At 56.1% G+C, this 20,941-nt stretch carries 18 protein-coding genes; 2 read left to right on the top strand and 16 right to left on the bottom strand.

What is annotated here, in order from left to right; translation table 11 throughout:
- Positions 1-6: 6 nt before the first annotated feature.
- The 5 genes from menH to FDX01_RS11595 form a co-directional block, all read right to left on the bottom strand.
- Positions 7-765: a 2-succinyl-6-hydroxy-2,4-cyclohexadiene-1-carboxylate synthase gene (gene menH, locus FDX01_RS11615; RefSeq protein ID WP_137399801.1), complete on the bottom strand. Its 759-nt coding sequence runs from the start codon at positions 763-765 to the stop codon at positions 7-9.
- Positions 762-2,432 (bottom strand): 2-succinyl-5-enolpyruvyl-6-hydroxy-3-cyclohexene-1-carboxylic-acid synthase, encoded by a 1,671-nt coding sequence (gene menD / locus FDX01_RS11610; RefSeq protein WP_137399800.1) that lies wholly within the window; start codon positions 2,430-2,432, stop codon positions 762-764. Before menD ends, menH begins: the two co-directional genes overlap by 4 nt.
- Positions 2,433-2,516: 84 nt before the next feature.
- A complete protein-coding gene (gene menF, locus FDX01_RS11605; protein WP_117343413.1) occupies positions 2,517-3,815 on the bottom strand; it encodes an isochorismate synthase MenF in 1,299 nt (432 codons plus the stop codon).
- Between the two features lie 104 nt (positions 3,816-3,919).
- On the bottom strand, positions 3,920-4,225 hold the full coding sequence (gene elaB / locus FDX01_RS11600; protein ID WP_096756382.1) for a stress response protein ElaB: 306 nt from the start codon (positions 4,223-4,225) through the stop codon (positions 3,920-3,922).
- Between the two features lie 53 nt (positions 4,226-4,278).
- Entirely contained in the window at positions 4,279-4,740 is a 462-nt protein-coding gene (locus FDX01_RS11595) for a GNAT family N-acetyltransferase (RefSeq protein ID WP_137399799.1), read from the bottom strand.
- Positions 4,741-4,807: 67 nt separating this feature from the next.
- On the opposite strand from FDX01_RS11595, the gene rbn reads away from it, so the two are divergent.
- Together rbn and FDX01_RS11585 are read left to right on the top strand one after the other, a co-directional pair.
- Positions 4,808-5,725: a ribonuclease BN gene (gene rbn / locus FDX01_RS11590; protein WP_137399798.1), complete on the top strand. Its 918-nt coding sequence runs from the start codon at positions 4,808-4,810 to the stop codon at positions 5,723-5,725.
- Between the two features lie 64 nt (positions 5,726-5,789).
- Positions 5,790-6,794 (top strand): chemotaxis protein, encoded by a 1,005-nt coding sequence (locus tag FDX01_RS11585; protein ID WP_137399797.1) that lies wholly within the window; start codon positions 5,790-5,792, stop codon positions 6,792-6,794.
- Positions 6,795-6,851: 57 nt separating this feature from the next.
- Here FDX01_RS11585 and nuoN read toward each other — a convergent pair whose 3' ends face one another.
- From nuoN to nuoC, 11 genes are all read right to left on the bottom strand, one after another.
- Complete coding sequence (gene nuoN / locus FDX01_RS11580) at positions 6,852-8,309, bottom strand: NADH-quinone oxidoreductase subunit NuoN (protein ID WP_115257911.1); 1,458 nt, start codon at positions 8,307-8,309, stop codon at positions 6,852-6,854.
- A 6-nt stretch (positions 8,310-8,315) separates the two neighbouring features.
- On the bottom strand, positions 8,316-9,845 hold the full coding sequence (nuoM, locus tag FDX01_RS11575; RefSeq protein WP_117343410.1) for an NADH-quinone oxidoreductase subunit M: 1,530 nt from the start codon (positions 9,843-9,845) through the stop codon (positions 8,316-8,318).
- 251 nt (positions 9,846-10,096) lie between these two features.
- On the bottom strand, positions 10,097-11,938 hold the full coding sequence (nuoL, locus tag FDX01_RS11570) for an NADH-quinone oxidoreductase subunit L (protein ID WP_137399796.1): 1,842 nt from the start codon (positions 11,936-11,938) through the stop codon (positions 10,097-10,099).
- Positions 11,935-12,237: an NADH-quinone oxidoreductase subunit NuoK gene (gene nuoK / locus FDX01_RS11565; protein WP_006683663.1), complete on the bottom strand. Its 303-nt coding sequence runs from the start codon at positions 12,235-12,237 to the stop codon at positions 11,935-11,937. Before nuoK ends, nuoL begins: the two co-directional genes overlap by 4 nt.
- Entirely contained in the window at positions 12,234-12,788 is a 555-nt protein-coding gene (gene nuoJ / locus FDX01_RS11560) for an NADH-quinone oxidoreductase subunit J (protein ID WP_096756375.1), read from the bottom strand. The genes nuoK and nuoJ overlap by 4 nt, the downstream gene beginning before the upstream one ends.
- A gap of 11 nt (positions 12,789-12,799) precedes the next feature.
- On the bottom strand, positions 12,800-13,342 hold the full coding sequence (nuoI, locus tag FDX01_RS11555) for an NADH-quinone oxidoreductase subunit NuoI (protein WP_135321187.1): 543 nt from the start codon (positions 13,340-13,342) through the stop codon (positions 12,800-12,802).
- A 14-nt stretch (positions 13,343-13,356) separates the two neighbouring features.
- Complete coding sequence (gene nuoH, locus FDX01_RS11550; protein ID WP_003028063.1) at positions 13,357-14,334, bottom strand: NADH-quinone oxidoreductase subunit NuoH; 978 nt, start codon at positions 14,332-14,334, stop codon at positions 13,357-13,359.
- Positions 14,331-17,057, bottom strand: a complete 2,727-nt coding sequence (gene nuoG / locus FDX01_RS11545) for an NADH-quinone oxidoreductase subunit NuoG (protein WP_137399795.1) — start codon at positions 17,055-17,057, stop codon at positions 14,331-14,333. The genes nuoH and nuoG overlap by 4 nt, the downstream gene beginning before the upstream one ends.
- Positions 17,058-17,240: 183 nt before the next feature.
- A complete protein-coding gene (nuoF, locus tag FDX01_RS11540) occupies positions 17,241-18,578 on the bottom strand; it encodes an NADH-quinone oxidoreductase subunit NuoF (protein ID WP_096756373.1) in 1,338 nt (445 codons plus the stop codon).
- Positions 18,575-19,075 (bottom strand): NADH-quinone oxidoreductase subunit NuoE, encoded by a 501-nt coding sequence (gene nuoE, locus FDX01_RS11535; RefSeq protein ID WP_003028069.1) that lies wholly within the window; start codon positions 19,073-19,075, stop codon positions 18,575-18,577. Before nuoE ends, nuoF begins: the two co-directional genes overlap by 4 nt.
- Before the next feature lie 2 nt (positions 19,076-19,077).
- Positions 19,078-20,880, bottom strand: a complete 1,803-nt coding sequence (gene nuoC / locus FDX01_RS11530; protein WP_096756372.1) for an NADH-quinone oxidoreductase subunit C/D — start codon at positions 20,878-20,880, stop codon at positions 19,078-19,080.
- Positions 20,881-20,941 lie beyond the last annotated feature (61 nt).

Here is a 20,941-nt window from a genome sequence, read left to right as displayed (position 1 = left end):
CTTTAGTCAGCGACGCAGAATCTGAGCCAGACAGTCTACTACGCCCGCGGGATTGTCCCGATGCGCGTTGTGTCCGGCGTGAGGAATCACATGGTTCGGTACAGACATTTCCGTCGCCAGAGCGCGGAATTTATCGTCACGTTCACCACATAAATAATAAAACGGAAATGTGCGCGTGGTGAGCGGCGCACGTAAATCGGGTTGACCCGCCAGCGAGGTAGCCTCCAGCATAGCGGCAAGCGTAACGCCATTGTTCTGGCTACGCAGCTCAACCAGCACCTGCCGTTGCGCAGGGCTTAGCGAGGCAAAAACCGGTTGTTGGTACCAGTCGTTAAAAACATCACGTAGCGGCTCGTGGCGAAAACGTGCGGCCCAGCGACCGTCGGACAGGCGACGCTGCGCGCGCTCGTCTTCACTTTGCAGCCCCGGATGCCCGCCTTCGACCACCAGGCCGCAAAGCCCTGACATCCCCTGGCAAGCCGCCATCATCGCCACTCGGCCGCCAAGAGAATATCCCACCAGCCAGTAGCTAAGTATGTTGTAACTAAATAAAGTATTACGCAGCAGTTCGCTGACGTCATCAAATCCGCTGACGTGAATATCCGCAGAACCGCCGTGTCCGGGCAAATCAATATACAGCCGTGAACAGTCCGTAAACTGCTCCCCGACCGGCTGCCATTCCCGGCAATCGCCGGAGAAGCCGTGCAGGAAAACCAGCCAGGGGGCATCCGCCTGGTCCTTGTTCGCCTGCGCGTGCAGGATCATAGATGACTCACCTGCGCCAGCAGCTGCTGCAGGGTTTGCGCCCCGTCAGTCTCATTGACCACCAGCTCAATCACCGTGGCGGCCGGAGTACGCCAGGCTCCTGCCAGTGCACGTTCCAGCTGTTCCCAGTTTTCCGGGCGGTGATATTTTAGGTTAAACATCGCTGCCGCATGATCAAAATGGACGTTCTGCGGCATCAGATAGAACCGTTCACGCTCACTTTGCGGTGTCGGCAGCAGGGAGAAAATCTGCCCGCCGTTATTGTTCACCACAATCAGGACAAACGGTGCGGAGACCTGGCGCAATAAGGCCAGCGCATTCAGATCATACAGCGCCGATAAGTCGCCGACGATGGCCAGCGTCGATTTCGCGCTGGCTCGCTGTACACCTGCCGCGGTTGACAGTAGACCGTCGATACCGCTGGCCCCGCGATTGCTGTACACCGGATACCCTGCCGGAAGCTGAGACAGTGCGTCAATCAGACGTACCACCAGACTATTGCCGACAAACAGCTGGCCCTGTTCAGGCAGATACTCGCGAATGCGGTGCGCCAGCTGCGCTTCACCAAACGCCTCGCGACGCGCTGCCACCGTCTGCCACGCCTGTTCCGCGAGGCGTGGAACATCGACGCACCAGGGCTGGCGTTTCTCTGCCGGATGCAGATCCAGCCAGTCGCTAACCTTCGCGACTAACCTGCGCCCACGATGATGAGCGGGATCCAGCCGTCCTTCGATATTGTCGACAATCCAGTATTCTTGCGGGTCACAGGTAGCCTGCCATTGCAACAGACGTTTTCCGGTCAGGCTGCTGCCCAACTGCACCACAATCTGTGCCTGCTGTAATTCGGTCACCGCTTTCGCATTGCCCAACCACAGGTCGGCACACGGCAACGGCTGTCCGGTTTGCGACAACACATCGCCAATCAGCGGCCAGCCTAACGTCTGCGCCCACAGCGCAACTTTCTTACCCTCTTCCGCCGTCATACGCCCGGCAATCACCACGCCGCGCTTTTGCCGCCAGAAGAACCAGTCGCGCTGTTTGTCACTTTCCAGCCGACGCGCTTCGCGCAGCCAGGGTTTATCATCCTGCCACCAGTCACCCAGCCGCTGCTGCCACTCAATGCCTGTGTCGTCCATCTCGCCATACAGCGGCTCCGCAAACGGACAGTTAATGTGTACTGCACCGCTGTGCAGTGAAGCCATGGCATTATCGAGGGTGGAAACCAGCCAACTGGCGGGAATATCCTGCGTCGGACGCGGTAAAGAGACCGTTTGCGATGGATGAGAAGCAAACATTCCCGGCTGACGAATCGCCTGATTCGCCCCGCAGTCGATAAGCTCAGGCGGTCTGTCCGCCGTGAGTAAAATCAGTTTTTCACCGGTAAGACCGGCTTCGATAAGCGCCGGATACAAATTCGCTACCGCCGTACCGGAGGTCACAATCACCGCAACTGGCTGCCGGCTGACCTTGGCCAGACCTAAGGCCAGATGCCCCAACCCGCGCTCGTCAAAGTGGGTATGGTGGATAAAGGCAGAATTCTCCGCTGCGGCCAGCGTCAATGGCGTCGAACGAGAGCCAGGCGCAATGCAAACATGCCTGACGCCGTGGCGAGTGAGTGCTTCCAGTATGACCGCCGCCCAGCGTCGGTTAAATGCGCTTACTGACATAAGATTGTCCGGTATCAATATTGCGACACAGTATAAAGAATCGAATAAATGGATTTTTGATATGAGTCGATAATGTGTGACTCATTAGGCTTCCATCTGTAATAAAGTACGTAAACCCGCCGCTTTATTGTCTATTTCCTGCCATTCTTGTTCGGGATCGGAGCCGCGTACAATCCCGGCCCCAGCGTACAGGCGCACCACATTGCCGCTAATTTTCGCCGAACGTAGCGACACGCAAAACTCACTTTGCTGCAGGGAGAGATATCCCGCAGAGCCGGCATACCATTCTCGTTCAAAAGGTTCATTATGCTGGATGAATGCGCGCGCCCGTTCACGCGGAATGCCCGCCACTGCCGCGGTCGGCTGGAGCTGCATCAGGCAAAGCGTATCGTCCGGTTGATTCAGCGCAGTCCAGATACAGCGGCGCAGATGCTGCACTTTGCGCAGTCTGAGCACCTGCGGTGGCAGCACGTCGAGGGTTTGCGTACAGTTTTGCAGTCGCTGACAGATATCTTCTACCACCAGCATATTCTCACGCTGGTTTTTATCGTCCTTCATCAGCCACTCGCCGAGCTGCCAGGCCCGGTGGTCGTCAGGATGATTAGCGACGGTTCCGGCCAGCGCTTCGGTACGCAGCGCCGTGTCACGCCGCCGATACAAACGTTCAGGAGACGATCCCAAAAAAGCGCACTCGGCGGAAAACGCCATAAAGAAATGGTAGCAGTTAAGGTTTAAGCGACGACTGGAGGCCATCACCGACGCGGCGTTCACCGGCTGTGAGAACTGTAAATCGGTTGCCCGCGCCAGCACCACTTTGTCGAGCGCTTCCCCGGCAATGGTTTGGGTGGCCAGTTCAATCAGGCGCGTCCAGCCCGCTTTATCCGGCCAGTGCTGCTCAGCGGTTAAATTCAGGCGCAGTGCGGGAAGCGGCTTCACGTTGGCAAGCGTTGAAAGGAAGGCGCGCGCGTGCACGGCATCGTCTTGCAGCGACACGTCGCTATACAGGTGTAACCGTAAGGTTGCCACGCCTGCGCAACGCCGCCATTCCAGGCGAGGTAGCAGTAAATTGCCACGCTGGGGTTCAAACGCATTCAGGCCCCAGATGCGCAGTTCAGGATGGTCTTCATGCTGGTGTAAAAACTGCTGAGCGACGGCCAGAGAGGAAAACGTTGCCACGGCACCCAGCACGGCGGCTTCTTCATCACCGTTACGCTGTTGCCAGTAAAACTGCGGCCAGACGGGTTGACTGGCCAGCCAGCCCAAAGCGTCGAAAGCATCATTCAGAGGGAAAGGGATGTCGTAAATACGAATGCCAGGTGCTGCCGGTATCTCTTGCGTCAAAAGGCGCATCAGATTTTCCAGCGCAGTAGTAATTGAATGCACGCAGACCTCTCCCTGTTAAAAACCTCTCATTATACGGGGTACTGACGAGAAAAAGCAGTACCCCCGTTTAGGGAGTACTGACAAATGCGATGAAGGTGTCGAATTTATCGCCGTGCTAACAATAAACCCATCACTAAACCGACCGTTGCACCCACGCCGATCCCGCGCCACGGTTTATCATGCACATAGTCATCTGCCCGGCAAACGGCCTTTTTCGCGCGATAATAATAGCTGTCCGAAGCGTGGCTGACGCGATTTCTCACCTCTTCTAACGCCTGTTCGGCTTTCGCTTTTAACTCCAGGTACTTCTGGTCGGCAGGATCGCCCGACGAGCGCAGCACTTCTTCCAGCGTTTCGCTGAGTAATTCCAGGTCATCATCAATACGTGATTCATAAGAATGAAAAGACATTATTTTCTCCCTTTCTATTTACGTACCCGCTAACTATAGACGACCTGAGCTGTTTACGCTTGGTATCCCTCACGCGCCATGCCGATGTGCGGAATACCATCTTCATCATAGATATCCGTCACCGGAACGAAACCAAAGCGCGCGTAGAAAGGTTGCAGATGCGCCTGTGCGCCCAGATACAACGCCTTGTGCGGCCAGTGCTGAGCACAGGATGCCAGCGTCTGCGTCATCAGCTGCTGCCCCAGTTTTTCCCCGCGTAACGCAGCGCTGACAATCACCCGGCCGATAACCACCGGCTCGAGATCGTCCTCGCTTTTCAGAATCCTCGCATACGCCACCAGCCGATCATTATGCCATCCCAGAAGGTGTCGGTTTTCACCCGTCAGGTCATCGCCGTCCACATCCTGATACGGACACTGTTGCTCAACAACAAACACCGCACAGCGCAGCTGAAGAATGGCATACAGTTGCTGGACGGTCAGTTCTGTATGGTGGAGATCTTGCCAGTGAATCATTGTCTGCCCCTTGGTTGTGATAACCTGAACACCCTGCCTTATTGATGGCGAAAAGTGTAATACTAAGATGGAATTAATTTTTTTAGGCACGTCTGCGGGTGTCCCCACGCGCTCCCGCAATGTAACGGCAATATTACTCAATCTGCAACACCCTACTCAGGCGGGATTGTGGCTTTTCGATTGCGGCGAAGGAACGCAGCACCAGATGCTGACCACGCCATTCAATCCGGGAAAACTCGATCGTATTTTTATCAGCCATTTGCATGGCGATCACCTTTTTGGCCTGCCGGGACTGCTGTGCAGCCGCTCGATGGCCGGAAACGTCCAGCCGTTGACGCTGTACGGGCCAAAAGGGTTACGTGAATTTACCGAGACTGCATTACGCCTGAGCGGCTCCTGGACCGATTATCCGCTCGAGATTGTGGAAATTACCGCCGGAGAAATTCTCGACGACGGTCTGCGTAAAGTAACGGCTTTCGCGCTGGCGCATCCGCTCGAATGCTACGGTTTTCGCGTTGAAGAACATGACAAACCCGGTGCGCTTGACGCCAGCGCGCTGAAGGCAGCGGGCGTTAAGCCAGGGCCGTGGTTCCAGGATCTCAAAGCCGGTAAAACCGTCGTGCTGGAAGATGGTCGTTCCCTTAACGGTGCTGATTTTCTCGCCCCGGCGATTCCGGGCAAATCCGTGGCGATATTTGGCGATACCGCGCCGTGCGCCTCCGCCCTCGAACTGGCAAAAGGGGTGGATGTGATGGTACATGAGACCACGCTGGACGCCTCGATGGAAGAAAAGGCCAACAGTCGGGGACACAGCTCCACCCGCCAGGCTGCGATGCTGGCACGGGAGGCTGGTGCGGGCCGATTGATTATGACTCACGTCAGCTCGCGTTATGATGAAAAAGGCTGCCAACGTTTGCTCGAAGAGTGCCGGGCGCTGTTTGCGGACACCGAACTGGCGCACGATTTCGCCGTTTTCACGGTTTAACGCTCTATTTTTCCGCCTCAGTGCCGATAACAGTGAAAAGGCTGGCGTTCACACTGAGGACAGGATGAATAATATTCAGAAAGACATTGATGACAGGACAAACCTAACCCTGTCTAACCGCTTTGAACTGCTGCTGTTTCGCCTCGGCACATCGCTGGATGAGCAGAAATCAGAGCTGTTTGGTATCAACGTATTTAAGCTGCGCGAAATTGTCCCCATGCCCGCATTTACGCGTCCGGCGGGCATGAAAGCCCCGTTGCTGGGCATGGTGAACATTCGCGATCAGGTGATCCCGGTGATCGACTTGCCCGCCGTTGCCGGATGCAAGCCTGAGACCGGACTGAACATCCTGCTGATCACCGAATACGCCCGTAGCGTACAGGCGTTTGCGGTAGAGTCAGTGGAAAACATTATGCGCCTGGACTGGCAGCAGGTGCATACCGCCGAGAAAGCCGTCAACGGTCGCTATATCACCAGCATCGCCTGTCTGGATAACAACAAAGAAACCAACAACCTGGCGCTGGTACTCGACGTCGAACAGATCCTGTATGACATTGTGCCATCAAACCACGATCTGCGCGCCACCCACCTGGAGACCAGTAAATTCAATATCACCCCAGGTGCTGTGGCGATTGTGGCAGAAGATTCTAAGGTCGCCCGTGCGATGCTGGAAAAAGGGCTTAACGCCATGAACATTCCGCACAAGATGCATGTTACCGGCAAAGACGCGTGGGAAAAAATTCAGCAGCTGTCCCTGGAAGCGCAGGCGGAAGGCAAGCCCATCAGCGAGAAAATTGCGCTAGTGCTTACCGACCTGGAAATGCCGGAGATGGACGGCTTTACGCTGACCCGCAAGATTAAGACCGATGAACGCCTGAAGAAGATCCCGGTCGTCATCCACTCGTCCCTTTCCGGCAGCGCCAATGAAGATCACGTGCGCAGAGTGAAGGCCGATGGCTACGTAGCGAAATTCGAGATCAACGAGCTGTCTTCCGTAATCCAGGAAGTGATGGAGCGCGCGGCGAAAGACATTAATGGGCCACTGGTGAGCCGCCAGATTTCAGCCTGACTGAACTCAGCACATAAAAAACCCGCCGCGGCGGGTTTTTTCGTTTTAGCGTATCGCTTACATCAGCGGCGTCGCTAACTGCACGATGCTGATCAGCGGTTGCGGGTAGATACCCAGCACCAGCACCAGCAGCGCAGAGATCAGCACCACGATACCGCCCGCGCTGTACTGCCAGTTAGACGGTGCATCACGGTTCAACTGCTGCGGTGCGCTCAGGTACAGGCTCACGGCAACGCGCAGGTAATAGTACAAACCAATCGCGGAACCGACCACCACGGCGGCAACCAGCCACCACAGGTTAGCCTGCACACCGACGGCCAGCACGTAGAACTTACCGATAAAGCCCAGCGTCATCGGGATACCCGCCAGAGACAGCATCATCACCGTCATCACAGCCGCGAGGATCGGACGATGCCAGAACAGACCGCGGTAGGAGAACAGTGAATCCGCATCCGGACCACGATACGGACTGGACATCAGGCTGACCACACCGAACGCGCCGAGGCTGCTGAACAGATAACCAGCCAGGTACACGCCTACTGCTTCCATCGACATCTCGCCACTTTGCAGGGCAATCAGCGCCACCAGCAGGTAGCCAAGGTGAGAGATAGACGAATAACCAAGCAGACGCTTGATGTTGGTCTGGCTCAGCGCCATCAGGTTACCGAAGATGATAGAGGCAAAGGCAATCACGCCCAGCACAATACGTACCGCTTCGCTGTCGCCAACCGGCGCGTACAGGAACAGACGCATCACCACGCCGAAGATAGCGATTTTGCTCGCCGTCGCCAGGAAGGTGGACACCGGAGCCGGTGCCCCCTGGTAGACGTCTGGCGTCCACAGGTGGAACGGCACCAGAGAGAGCTTAAAGCCCAGACCGACGATCATCATCCCGAAGCCTGCCAGCAGCAGCGGTTCGTTCAGCATACCGTCGCCGAGGCTCTTACCGAGTGCCACGAACGACAGGTTGCCGGACTGCGCGTACACCAGCGCCATACCGAACAGCAGGAATGAAGACGCTGCGGCAGACAGAATGGTGTATTTGATACTGGCTTCCAGCGAGCGTTTCTGACGAAACGCATAGCCCACCAGACCAAACAGCGGCAGAGAGATCAGTTCGATACCGAGGAACAACGCCGCCAGATGGTTAGCGTTAGCCAGCAGAATCCCGCCCAGCGCGGCAATCAGCACCAGCAGGTAGAACTCTTCCCGGTTGTCGTCATAGCCTTCCAGCCATGGGTAGGCAAAGGTACAAGTAGCAAGGCTCGCCAGCAGGACCATCCCGGTGTAGAGCATCGCGAAACCGTCAACCCGCATCAGCGGGGTGACGTCCATGGCGCCTGCCTGGCCAACAAACCAGAGCGAAACCAGCGCGGCGTTAAGCCCAATGACCGACAGCGTGGCATTGAGGAAGTGATTGCGTCGCCACGCAATGGAGAGCATCACAACCACCACCGTCAAGCCGACGATCAGCAGCGGTAGCAGCGCAATCAGGTGTTGTGGAGTTATTGTCATGGCGATTTACGGCCTTGTAGTAGTAACGGAATTAACAAACCACTGCTGGATGTTGCTCATCGCAGAATGCGAGGTATCCAGAATCGGCTGCGGATAGAAGCCAAGCAGTACCAGAAGCACGACCAGCAACAGGATGATAAACAGCTCACGCAGCGACATCCCTGGCAGTTCAACACTGGCAATCTGGCTTTTCGCTTTACCAAAGTAAGCGCGATGCAGCATCGCCAGCGAGTAAACAGAGGCAAACACCAGACCGAAGGTCGAGATCACGGTAATGACCGGAACCACCTGGTAGCTGCCGAACAGAATCATAAATTCGCCAACGAAGTTACCGGTTCCCGGCATACCCAGCGTACAGACCGCGAAGAACATCGACAGCGCAGGCAACCATTTCATTTTGCCCCACAGGCCGCCCATCATACGCATATCACGCGTGTGCAGACGTTCGTACAGCTGACCACACAGAATGAACAGGCCGGCCGCAGACAGACCGTGCGCAATCATCTGGATAACCGCACCCTGGTACGCCAGCTGGCTACCGGTGTAGATAGCAATCAACACGAAGCCCATGTGCGAGACGGAGGTGTAGGCAATCAGACGCTTGATATCGTACTGATTAAAGGCCATCCACGCGCCGTAGAAAATACCGATAACACCCAGCCACATAGCGATAGGTGCGAACTCCGCAGACGCGTTCGGGAACAGCGGCAGGGAGAAGCGCAGCAGACCGTAGGCCGCGGTTTTCAGCAAAATCCCCGCCAGGTCAACGGAACCTGCGGTCGGTGCCTGGGAGTGCGCATCCGGCAACCAGCCGTGCAGCGGAACCACCGGCATTTTCACCGCAAAGGCGATGAAGAAGCCCAGCATCAGCAGATATTCCACGCCGTGGGACATCGGTGTGTTCAGCAGTTCTTCATAGTTGAAGGTCCAGACACCGGTGGCTTTATAGTGCACAAATACCAGCGCCAGGATGGCAATCAACATCACCAGACCACTCGCCTGGGTATAAATGAAGAACTTGGTGGCCGCCGTGATACGCGTTTTACCGTCGGACGCTTTATGCCCCCACAGCGCGATCAGGAAGTACATCGGCACCAGCATCATTTCCCAGAAGAAGAAGAACAGGAACATGTCGATGGCCAGGAACACGCCGATCACGCCGCCGAGGATCCACATCAGGTTCAGGTGGAAGAAGCCCTGGTACTTTTCAATTTCATTCCAGGAACACAGTACCGCCAGAACACCGAGCAGACCGGTCAGCACCACCATCAGCAGCGACAGACCGTCGATAGCTAAATGAATAGAGATGCCAAAGCGCGGGATCCACGGCATGACGAACTCAGACTGCCACTGCGGAATACCAGCGGATTGCGTCAGTGAATAGCCGCCCTGCAACCACAGTTGCAGGCCAAGCGCTAGCGTCAGTCCCATGGTAATCAGCGCGATCCAGCGCGGTACCTTCACGCCAAAGCGTTCGGTCTGCCAGCACAGGAAACCACCGATAAAGGGGATTAATATCAACCAAGGTAATAACATAGCTAAGTATGTCCCTTATATTTATTCCTGCTCAGGCTATCTCACTCGTCAGCCCAAATCCCGGCAGTGCTCGCAATCCTCACGTACTTCAGTACGCTCCGGTTGCTCTGCGCTGGCGGTATTCGGTCTGACTTCGCCGATGACGCCTGTACTTCAGGAACAGATTTTCAACGAATTCTAAAAATTATTTTTGGGTTTGTAGGCCGGATAAGCACAGCGCCATCCGGCAGTCGTTCATCCGGCCAACAAACTCAACGCAGTACCATCAGCAGTGCCAGCACGACAACCGCACCGATGCTCATTGACGCGACATACCAGCGCAGATACCCGTTCTCACTGAGCAGCAGACCTTTGCCTGCAAAGCGGGAGAGGATCGCCGGAATGTTCATCATTGCGTTCATCGGGTCGCGTTTCAGCAGCCAGGCAACGCCAAGGAACGGCTTGACGAACACTTTGTCGTACAGCCAGTCAAAGCCCCAGGCGTTATACCACCAGGTGCCCAGCAGACGGCCCGGCGCACTGTTGGCAATCGAGGTCACAAGCGTACGTTTACCCAGCCACAGCCATGCTGCAATCAGGATCCCCGCAATCGCGACGATGCCAGAGGTAATTTCCAGCGTCATCACGCTACCATGCGGTAGCTCGGTGGTTGACGGAAGCACGCCATGCAACGGAGGTACAATCAGCGCGCCAACGAAGGTGGACAGGATCATCAGCACAATCAGCGGCAGATGGTGGGTAATCCCCTTCCCTGCGTGCGCGTGAATTTGTTCTTTACCGTGGAACACGATGAAAATCATACGGAAGGTGTACAGAGAGGTCATAAACGCACCGACCAGACCTGCCACCATCAGATTGATATGGCCGTTCGCCATCGCACCGGCCAGAATCTCATCCTTACTGAAGAAGCCTGCGGTAATCAGCGGCAGAGCCGACAACGCCGCGCCGCCAACCAGGAAGCTGAGATAAACCAGTGGGATTGACTTACGCAAGCCACCCATTTTGAAGATGTTCTGTTCGTGGTGGCAGGCCAGGATCACCGAACCAGATGCCAGGAACAACAGCGCTTTAAAGAAGGCGTGCGTCATCAGGTGGAAAATCGCCGCATCCCAGGCCTGAACGCCAAGCGCCAGGAACATGTAGCCAATCTGGCTCATGGTGGAATACGCGAGAACGCGTTTGATGTCGGTTTGTACCAGTGCGGCGAAGCCTGCCAGAACCAGCGTGATCGCCCCGATAATCCCCACCAGGTGCAGAATTTCCGGCGTCAGCAGGAACAGGTCGTGGGTACGCGCAATCAGGTAGACACCGGCAGTAACCATCGTTGCGGCGTGGATCAGCGCGGAGACAGGCGTCGGGCCAGCCATCGCATCAGCAAGCCACGTCTGCAACGGCAACTGCGCCGATTTACCGACCGCACCGCCCAGCAGCATCAGGGTTGCCCACATCAGCATGTCATTGCCCGCGGCAAAGTGCGCCGGTGCCAGTTCAACCATTTCGCGGAAGTTCAGCGTGCCCAGCTCGTTGTAGAGAATGAACAGCGCGAACGCCAGAAATACGTCGCCGACACGGGTTACCACGAAGGCTTTCATTGCCGCTGCGCCATTCTTCGGATCGGTATAGTAGAACCCGATCAGCAGGTAGGAGCACAGGCCCACGCCTTCCCAGCCGAGATACATCAGCAGCAGGTTATCCGCCAGCACCAGAATCACCATGCTGGCGATAAACAGGTTGGTATAGGCGAAGAAACGGGAGTACCCCTCTTCCCCGCGCATGTACCAGGAAGCGAACATGTGAATCAGGAAACCAACGCCGGTTACTACCGAGAGCATGGTCAGCGACAAGCCGTCCAGCACCAGATTAAAACCGATGTTAAAGTCGCCAACAGACATCCACGTCCACAGCGGAACGCTAAATGCCTGTTTACCGTTAGCGAAGAAATCGACGCCAACAAATGCAGTGACCAGCGCCGCCAGGCCAATCGACCCGACGCCCACGGTAGCGGACAGATTTTCTGACCAACGACCACGAGAGAACGCCAGTAATACAAAGCCAAGAAATGGCAGAATAATGGTTAAGGCAAGCATGTTCATCCACGCATCTCACTTACTGAATCGATGTTCAGGTTCTGGCGGCGGCGATGAAGTTGCAGCAACAGCGCAAGTCCAATGCTCGCTTCCGCAGCCGCAAGGCTGATGGCGAGAATGTACATCACCTGACCATCGGTCTGGCCCCAGTAGCTTCCGGCGACCACAAAGGCCAGCGCAGAGGCGTTAATCATGATTTCCAGCCCAATCAGCATAAACAGCAGATTGCGGCGGATAACCAGACCAGTTAAGCCCAGTACGAATAAGACAGCCGCGAGGATCAGTCCATGTTGTAAGGGGATCATGCGTGCTCCTCCGTTTTTCTTTTCGCGCGGTCATCCGTGCGGTTGCTCAGCACTTCGCCAGAACGCTCTTCGCGACCGACGTGGAAGGCCACAACCAGACCCGCCAGCAGCAGCATTGACGCCAGCTCAACCGCCAGAACATAAGGTCCGAACAGCGAGATGCCGACCGCTTTCGCGCTAATTGGCGTCCCGTCGATGCCCTGATCGTTAACGCCAAGAATCGCGTAGACGATCACCGCCAGCATGATGGCCGACAGAATCGCCGGACCAATCCACACCTGCGGCCTCAGCCACTGACGTTCCTGTTCGATTTCAGCACCGCCCAGGTTGAGCATCATGACCACGAACACGAACAGCACCATGATGGCGCCCGCGTACACGATAATTTCCAGCGCACCGGCAAAGTAAGCGCCCAGCGAGAAAAACACCCCAGAAATCGCCAGCAGCGAAATAATCAGGTACAGCAGTGCGTGTACTGGATTGGTGTGAGTGATGACCCGCAAGGTTGCGAGAATGGCTATCAGGCCACAGATATAAAAAGCGAACTCCATTGCCCCTCTCCTTACGGTAACAGGCTCTTGACGTCGATAGGCTTGGCTTCGTTCTCTGCTTCGCCCTTATCTTTGCCGTCGATTGCCATACCTGCCATCCGGTAGAAGTTATATTCCGGATATTTACCCGGACCGGAGATCAGCAGATCCTCTTTCTCGTAAACCAGATCCTGGCGCTTATACTCACCCAGTTCGAAATCTGGAGTAAGCTGAATAGCCGTTGTCGGACAGGCTTCTTCGCACAGACCGCAGAAAATGCAGCGTGAGAAGTTGATGCGGAAAAACTCCGGATACCAGCGACCATCTTTAGTCTCTGCTTTTTGCAGAGAGATACAGCCGACCGGACAGGCTACCGCACACAGGTTACAGGCAACGCAGCGCTCTTCGCCGTCCGGGTCGCGTGTCAGTACGATACGACCACGAAAACGGGGCGGTAGATAGACCGGCTCTTCCGGGTACATCTGCGTTTCGCGTTTGGCGAACGCATGCAGGCCGATCATCCAGATACTACGAAGCTGGGTGCCTGCGCCTACAAGTAATTCTTTTAAGGTCATGGTCTTTGTGTCCCTTATTGCGCCTGCCACAGAATGACAGCCGCCGTTACCAGCAAATTGACGAGCGTCAGCGGCAGACAAACTTTCCAGCCGAAGGACATTACCTGGTCATAACGAGGACGCGGTAACGACGCACGAATCAAAATGAACATCATCATAAAGAACGCGGTTTTCAGCGCGAACCAGACGAATGGCGGTAAGAACGGGCCATGCCAGCCACCGAAGAACAGGGTAACCATCAGCGCAGAAATGGTGACGATACCGATGTACTCCCCCACGAAGAACAGGCCGAATTTCATCCCGGAATATTCAATGTGGTAACCATCGGCCAGTTCCTGCTCGGCTTCCGGCTGGTCAAACGGGTGACGGTGACAGACCGCGACGCCCGCGATAGCAAAGGTGACAAAACCAAAGAATTGCGGAATAACGTTCCAGATATCAGCCTGGTTATTGACGATGTCGGTCATGTTAAATGAACCGGCCTGCGCCACCACGCCCATCAGGGAAAGTCCGAGGAACACTTCATAGCTCAGGGTCTGCGCAGACGCACGCATTGCGCCGAGCAGCGAGTATTTGTTGTTGCTCGACCAACCGGCAAACAGCACCGCGTACACCGCCAGACCGGCCATCATCAGGAAGAACAAGATCCCGATGTTAAGGTCAGCGACCACCCAGTTCGGGCTGACCGGCACAATGGCGAAGGCCAGCAGCAGCGAAGTGAAGGCGATCATCGGTGCCAGCGTAAAGATGACGCGATCCGAGAATTTCGGGATCCAGTCTTCTTTAAAGAACATCTTGATCATGTCCGCGACCAGCTGGAGCGAACCGCCCCAGCCTACACGGTTCGGTCCATAACGGTTCTGGAACAGACCCAGCAGACGACGTTCGCCAAAGCTCATGAATGCCCCGCAGGTGACCACCACCAGCAGGATCACCACCGCTTTGAGAATGCTCAGCAGGATCTCAATCAGATCGGGTGTAATCCAACTCATTGTTGTGCCTCCTGCAGATCCTCAAGACGCGCACCTGCCAGAACTGGCGCGATACCCGGCATACCCATCGGCAAACCAACCTGCCCCGCCGTCAACCCTTCTGCGATTTCAACCGGTAATGTGACCGTGTTGCCATCGTAGCTAAAGGAAACGCGCGTACCCGCATTGACGCCCAACTTCTCGGCATCAGCCGGGTTGAGTTTAATGTACGGCTGCGGCATGCGGGTCTGGATAACCGGCGCGCGCTGGGACATTTCGTCGCTACCAAACAGATGATAGTACGGCGCGATACGCCATTGACCATCCTGCGCCTGGAAGCTCGCCGGAACGGTAGTGAAGTAGTCCAGACCGCTTTCGGAGGCTTCAATCAGACGCACGCCCGGATCGCCATGGCGCAGTTTGCCGCCCACTTCATCCTGGAACTTGTTCCACGCTTGTGGTGAGTTCCAGCCTGGTGCCCAGGCAAACGGAATTTGTGAACGCGGCGCAGACGGCTGGTTGTTCCCTTCCATCGAGAAGGCAAACATAGTGTCTTTGTCCTGCGGTTGACGCGGTTCATGCACGCTAATGTTGGCACGCATGGCGGTACGACCACTGTAACGATGCGGCTCACGTGCCAGTTTCTGCCCACGAATACGGAAGCTCGCGTCCGGCGCGGCATCTTTAATGCCAGCCAACTGCGGCAACGCGGCTACGGCGGCGTCGATGACGTGATCGAGCTGCGTCCAGTCCACTTCACGGCTCTGCACGGTGCTGTGCAGCGAGTGCAGCCAGCGCCAGCTTTCCAGCATCACAATGTTGCTGTCGTAGTAGCTTGGGTCATATACCTGGAAGAAACGCTGTGCGCGGCCTTCGTTATTGATAACCGTACCGTCGCTTTCGGCAAAACTTGCTGCAGAAAGGACCAGATGGGCATTATCCATAATCGCGGTACGCTGATGGTCAACGACCAGTACCAGCGGTGCTTTCGCCAGCGCAGCGTTAACGCGAGTGGCAGACGCATGGCGATGCAGGTCATTTTCCAGTACCACCACGGCGTCAGCACGACCTGTTTCCAGTTCAGTCAGCGCATCATCAAGTGAACCGCCGCCAATCATGCCGAGGCCCATGCTGTTAACAGAGCGGGCAATCATGGTGATGCCGACGTCTGCGCCACGACCTTTCAGCGCCTTCGCCACGTTAGCAGCGGCCTGAATCACTTCAGCGCTACCGGCGTTGGTACCGGAGATAATCAGCGGTTTCTTCGCGCCAGCCAGGGCCTGAACGATGACGTCGATTTTGTTCTGCAGGTCACGGTCAATACCGTCAACGGCCGGAGCGGTGTTATCCAGCGCGTGGGCAATGGCGAAACCTAAACGCGCCTGATCTTCAACCGGCGCACGGTAGGTCCATGCTGCGATATCATCCAGACGGGTGTTATCCACGTTGGTCACGAACAGCGGATGCTTGGCACGTTGGCCGATGTTAAGGATCGCGGCAATCTGCCAGTCAGCCACTTTCTGCGCTGCTGCCATTTCGCGTGCTTTACCTTTCACCGCCTGACGTACAGCTAGCGCAACGCGTGCGCCGGTCTGGGTAACATCTTCGCCCAGCACCAGGACCGCATCGTAAGATTCAATCTCGCGCAGTGCCGGGGTATGAATACCGCCGTCACGCAGCACGCTCAGCGCCAGTTGCAGACGTTCCAGTTCGCCTTGAGCGATACCGGTATAGAAGTTTTCCGCACCCACCAGTTCACGCAACGCAAAGTTGCTTTCAACGCTGGCGCGCGGGGAGCCGATGCCGATCACTTTCTTCGACTGACGCAGAATGTCAGCCGCGCCCTGCATCGCCTGCTCGGCGTTGAGGGTGATCAGATCGTCGCCACGACGCTGAACCGGCTGACGCGGACGGTCTTTCAGGTTCACGTAACCATAGCCAAAACGACCACGGTCGCAGAGGAAGTAGTGGTTAACGGTACCGTTATAACGGTTTTCGATACGACGCAGTTCACCGTAACGCTCACCCGGGCTGGTGTTACAGCCAATGGAACACTGCTGGCAGATGCTTGGCGCAAACTGCATGTCCCATTTACGGTTATAACGCTCGGAGTGCGTTTTATCGGTGAACACGCCGGTCGGGCAGATTTCTACCAGGTTACCGGAGAATTCGCTCTCCAGCACGCCGTCTTCCGGGCGACCGAAGTAGACGTTGTCATGTGCGCCATAGACGCCCAGATCCGCGCCGTCAGCGTAATCTTTGTAGTAGCGAACGCAGCGATAGCAGGCGATGCAGCGGTTCATTTCATGAGAGATGAACGGCCCCAGGTCCTGGTTGCGGTGGGTGCGCTTGGTAAAGCGGTAGCGACGGAAGCTATGACCCGTCATCACGGTCATATCCTGAAGGTGACAGTTACCGCCCTCTTCGCAGACCGGACAGTCGTGTGGGTGGTTAGTCATCAACCATTCCACCACGCTTTCACGGAACTGTTTCGCTTCTTCGTCATCGATAGAAATAAAGGTGCCTTCGGTGGCCGGTGTCATACAAGACATCACCAGGCGACCACGCGTATCTTCCGCGTTTTGATATTGCTTCACCGCACACTGGCGGCAAGCACCGACGCTTCCCAGCGCCGGGTGCCAGCAAAAGTACGGAATATCAAGGCCGAGGGACAGACAAGCTTCTAGCAGGTTGTCCGCGCCGTTGACCTCATATTCTTTGCCGTCTACATGAATCGTAGCCATAGTCAGCATGCTTCCAGTTGGCTTAGTCAGTGACCAAGCGTTAATCGAATTTCTTTTCCGCTTTATCCTTCAAGCTGCCTCGGCGTTGGCTTCTCTCGTTCACCCCAGTCACTTACTTTAGTAAGCTCAGGGATTCTCTCGGTTGCCGCCTTGACGCATCTTGAATGCTTTCGCGTAAAACGTTTACCAGCGCTCTTTCAACAGGTTCGGCTGAATACCACCAATCGCATGGGTATTGCTGAAGGTCTGCTTGATGCCAGCTTCGAATTCTTCGCGGAAATATTTAATGGCGCTCTGCAGCGGTTCGACCGCCCCCGGTGCGTGTGCACAGAAGGTTTTACCCGGACCGAGGAAACGACACAGTTGCTCAAGTGTCTCGATATCCCCAGGCTGGCCTTCGCCACGCTCCAGCGCACGCAGAATTTTTACGCTCCACGGCAAACCATCACGGCACGGCGTACACCAGCCGCAGGACTCGCGGGCAAAGAACTCTTCGAGGTTACGCACCAGCGGCACCATGCCAATCTCGTGATCGACCGCCATCGCCAGCGCCGTACCCAGACGGCTACCCGCTTTACCGATGCTTTCGAACTCCATCGGCAGGTCAAGGTGCGCTTCGGTCAGGAAGTCAGTCCCCGCACCGCCCGGCTGCCAGGCTTTGAACTTCAGGCCATCACGCATGCCGCCCGCGTAATCTTCGAGGATTTCACGCGCGGTGGTCCCAAACGGCAGTTCCCACAGTCCCGGATTCTTCACGCGACCGGAGAAGCCCATCAGCTTGGTACCTGCGTCTTTGCTCTTCGAAATATTCTGGTACCACTCCACGCCGTTGGCGAGGATAGCCGGTACGTTACACAGAGTTTCGACGTTGTTCACGCAGGTCGGCTTACCCCATGCGCCAGAGCTTGCCGGGAACGGCGGCTTGGAGCGCGGGTTAGCACGACGACCTTCGAGGGAGTTGATCAGTGCGGTTTCTTCACCGCAGATGTAGCGCCCTGCCCCGGTGTGCACAAACAGTTCGAAGTCGAAACCGGTGCCCATGATATTTTTGCCAAGCAGACCCGCTTCGGTCGCTTCAGCAATGGCGCGACGCAGATTCACCGCAGCTTCAATGTATTCGCCGCGCAGGAAGATGTAACCGCGGTACGCTTTCAGCGCAAACGCGGAGATCAGCATGCCTTCCACCAGCAGGTGCGGCAGCTGTTCCATCAACAGACGGTCTTTATAGGTGCCCGGCTCCATTTCATCGGCGTTACACAGCAGGTAACGGATGTTCATGGATTCGTCTTTCGGCATCAGGCTCCACTTCAGACCCGTGGAAAAGCCTGCGCCGCCGCGCCCTTTCAGGCCAGCGTCTTTCACCTGATTAACGATTTCGTCCGGTGACAGCCCGGTCAGGGCCTTACGCGCACCTTCGTAACCGTTTTTGCTACGGTATTCATCCAGCCATATTGGCTGGTTGTCATCGCGCAGACGCCAGGTCAGCGGATGCGTTTCGGGAGTACGGATAATGTCTTTCATTTATACCGCTCCAGCAGTTCGGGAATGCCTTCCGGAGTCAGGTGAGCATGCGTATCTTCATCGATCATCATGTTCGGCCCCTTGTCGCAGTTCCCCAGGCAACAGGTCGGCAGCAACGTAAAGCGACCATCAAAGGTCGTCTGCCCCGGCTTGATGTTGAGTTTTTTCTCAAGTGCCGCCTGGATCCCTTGATAGCCGTTGATATGGCACACCACGCTGTCGCAGTAGCGGATCACGTGGCGACCGACCGGCTGGCGGAAGATCTGGCTGTAAAACGTGGCAACACCTTCAACGTCGCTTGCCGGGATACCCAGCACATCAGCGATCGCATAGATCGCCCCATCCGGCACCCAGCCACGCTGTTTCTGAACGATTTTCAGCGCTTCAATGGACGCCGCACGCGGGTCTTCGTAGTGGTGCTTCTCGTGCTCAATCGCTTCACGCTCAGCCGCACTCAGCTCAAAAGCCTCGGTTTGTGGTTGTTGATTCTCGTGCATAATTAGCGGTCCACATCTGACATAACAAAATCGATACTACCCAGATGGACGATAAGGTCGGACACCAGGCTGCCACGTACCGCTACCGGGATCTGCTGCAAATGCGCATAGCTCGGTGTACGGATACGAGTACGGTAACTCATGGTGCTGCCATCGCTGGTCAGGTAGTAACTGTTGATACCCTTGGTCGCTTCCACCATCTGGAAGGATTCCTGCGCCGGCATAACCGGGCCCCACGACACTTGCAGGAAGTGGGTGATCAGGGTTTCGATATGCTGTAGCGTGCGCTCTTTCGGCGGCGGCGTGGTCAGCGGGTGATCCGCTTTGAACGGGCCTTCCGGCATGTTGTTGAGGCACTGCTCAAGGATGCGCAGGCTCTGGCGCAGCTCTTCAACTTTCAGCATCACGCGGGTGTAGCAGTCGGAAACACCACCGCCCACCGGGATTTCGAAATCGAAGTTTTCATAGCCAGAGTACGGACGTGACTTACGCACGTCAAAATCAATACCAGTTGCACGCAGCGCAGCACCGGTACAACCCCAGTCCAGCGCTTCTTTCTTACCGTAAGCGGCAACACCCTGCGAACGGCCTTTCAGGATGGTGTTGCGCAGCGCAGCTTTCTCGTAGGAATCCAGACGCTTCGGCATCCAATCGAGGAAATCACGCAGCAGCTTGTCCCAACCGCGCGGCAGGTCGTGTGCAACGCCACCGATACGGAACCAGGCCGGGTGCATACGGAAACCGGTGATCGCTTCTACCACGTCATAGATTTTCTGACGGTCGGTAAAGGCGAAGAACACGGGGGTCATCGCGCCGACGTCCTGAATGAACGTGGAGATATACAGCAGGTGGCTGTTGATACGGAAAAGTTCAGAAAGCATAACGCGGATCACGTTGACGCGATCCGGTACGGTAATGCCCGCCAGCTTTTCTACCGCCAGCACGTACGGCATTTCGTTCACGCAGCCGCCGAGATATTCGATACGGTCGGTGTACGGAATGTAGCTGTGCCAGGACTGACGTTCACCCATCTTTTCGGCGCCACGATGGTGGTAGCCGATGTCAGGCACGCAGTCGACGATCTCTTCGCCGTCAAGCTGAAGAACAATACGGAATGCACCGTGAGAAGACGGGTGGTTCGGACCGAGGTTGAGGAACATAAAGTCCTCGTTTTCGGTACCACGCTGCATGCCCCAGTCTTCAGGTTTGAAGGTCAGTGACTCCATTTCCAGATCCTGCTTGGCTTTGGTCAGCTCAAACGGATCGAATTCGGTCGCACGCGCCGGGTAATCTTTACGCAGCGGATGGCCTTCCCAGGTATGCGGCATCAGAAGACGCGTCAGGTGCGGGTGGCCTTCGATATCAATACCAAACATTTCCCAGGTTTCACGCTCATACCAGTTGGCGTTCGGGAACAGTTTGGTGAACGTCGGCACGCGCAGATCGTTTTCAGACAATGCCACCTTGAGCATGATATCGCGATTGCGTTCAATGGAGATCAGGTGATAGAAAACGGAAAAATCCGCGGCAGGTAACCCTTCGCGGTGCGTACGCAGACGTTCGTCCATGCCGTGTAAGTCAAACAGCATGACGTAAGGTTTCGGCAATCTCTTTAAGAAATCACCCACTTCCAGGAGTTGTTCACGCTTGACCCAAACAACGGGTACCCCGGTGCGAGTCGCCTGAACGGTAAAGGCATCCGGCCCAAAACGGTTGCGCAGTTCGCCAATGACCGGGTCATCGAGATGATCCCGTGTTTGCCAGGCAGCGTCTTGCGCGGTTAAGTCGGTCATATTGTTCACCATTGCAAATGGTTCGTGGTGACTGTTAAGCCTGGCTTCGCGCTATTTGAATAGTGATATGCGA

Origin of the sequence: Citrobacter sp. wls613 (assembly GCF_005281195.1) — a bacterium.
Taxonomy (GTDB): domain Bacteria; phylum Pseudomonadota; class Gammaproteobacteria; order Enterobacterales; family Enterobacteriaceae; genus Citrobacter; species Citrobacter gillenii.
Note: the sequence above shows the minus strand (reverse complement) of the source record. Positions and strands in the feature narration are given on the sequence as shown.